This window comes from Neokomagataea anthophila, assembly GCF_018122595.1.
GTDB classification, from domain to species: Bacteria; Pseudomonadota; Alphaproteobacteria; order Acetobacterales; family Acetobacteraceae; genus Gluconobacter; species Gluconobacter anthophilus.
In genome coordinates, this window is sequence record NZ_JAGRQH010000227.1 from 1 (window position 1) to 219 (window position 219).

A 219-nucleotide genomic window follows, 5' to 3' on the forward strand; every position below is an offset into this window, starting at 1 on the left:
AGGGCGCAGGCATTACGCGCAGTTTGCTCCACGGCGACATTAACAGCAACGGTGGTGATGGCGTCTACCGTCAGTTGTGGTGACGCAAGCGCCAGTAGAATGGTGACGGCATCGTCCTGACCGGGGTCCGTATGAATAATGATGCGGCGAGGTAATGGAGCCATGGAGTGCGCTCTCTCATTTTGTTTTTTACGATTCGGTGTTGTCGTCTTTGAACCA

General features: G+C 53.9%; 1 protein-coding gene. It reads right to left on the reverse strand.

The window, feature by feature from the left end:
• Positions 1-164 (reverse strand): nucleoside hydrolase (locus KB213_RS12545; protein ID WP_211683594.1); only part of this gene is annotated, 164 nt, incomplete at its 3' end.
• Between the last annotated feature and the right edge of the window lie 55 nt (positions 165-219).